The sequence below is a fragment of the Candidatus Paracaedibacter symbiosus genome (assembly GCF_000757605.1).
GTDB lineage: Bacteria > Pseudomonadota > Alphaproteobacteria > Paracaedibacterales > Paracaedibacteraceae > Paracaedibacter_A > Paracaedibacter_A symbiosus.
In genome coordinates this window covers 1-895 of the sequence record NZ_JQAK01000039.1, presented here as the reverse complement: position 1 = coordinate 895, position 895 = coordinate 1, and the positions used below count along the sequence as shown (strand labels likewise).

2 protein-coding genes are annotated in these 895 nt (G+C 57.5%); one reads left to right on the top strand and one right to left on the bottom strand.

The genetic code is table 11. The features are described 5' to 3' along the window. Positions 1 to 464, top strand: a 464-nt coding sequence (locus IG80_RS0112070; RefSeq protein ID WP_032114274.1) for a hypothetical protein, incomplete at its 5' end; no start/stop codon positions are given. A 215-nt stretch (positions 465 to 679) separates the two neighbouring features. On the opposite strand, the gene IG80_RS16030 is transcribed toward IG80_RS0112070, so the two are convergent. Beyond that, a partial coding sequence (locus tag IG80_RS16030) for a hypothetical protein (RefSeq protein WP_198027411.1) occupies positions 680 to 895 on the bottom strand: 216 nt, incomplete at its 5' end.

The following is an 895-nucleotide window of genomic DNA, read 5'->3' as shown; positions in this document are numbered from 1 at the left end:
CAAACGTGGATGGCTACGCACAGGCGACTCCGTCTCCGCGGGTGCGCGAAGAGATCATTCAGGCGATGCGTGAGTCTCGATTCGGGCAGGAGCGTCCCGTCGCAATCGCAACTGGAGCTGTGAAAGCTTGGTTGCATACGCCGGAAATGTTCTTCAAGACGCACGATACGATCGCATGGCTAAGCGAGCCGGAAAACGTCGTATCGCTCTCTTCGGCTATGGTCCAGCACGTTCGTGATCATGGTGTGGTCGGTACGGCCAGTGGGCTCGTAAATGGCGCAGTCGACGGCATTCGCTCGGACTTCCATGAGATGACGTATGGCAACGGCGAGCGTCTGGGCGAGGTTGGGGTCGAGTTGTTGTTGGGGGGAGGGGTGCGTCTCGTGTATCATCTTCTTTCGGAACGGCAGGCAAGAGGATTGTTGCAAACAGCGTTGACGTTGTCAGCCAGTCCGGTGGAGTGAGCGGTCTAAGGTATTTCCCGAGGACAGAGGGTCTCGGGAGCCACGCTTCCATTGCAGGGTTGAGAGCCACAGGAGCGTTGCCAGGTACTCAGGGTGTAGTTGTTACCGATAAGGCCGTGCGCTTTGGTGACATTTACGAGTTGGGCACTCTGGGCGGACGGCGGGTTGAGTTTTCCTTGGTGACGGAGCGTGTTGATGGCGTTCTCGTCAAGAAGCTATACAGCGGAGACGCATGGATAAGCCCGGTGCCGCGGGATGCTCGCCTGATCGGTCATGTCCATCCGAATGTCAATGACTTCCAGAGGTGGGCCTCGCCTGAAGACACGAATGTCGTCAATGCTCGCTACTTCAGAGCACTGCAGACGAATCCCAATGCGGCGCCCTCGCCTAGTAGGATTTTCTGGGGGCCAGGCAATTCCGATAACACGATC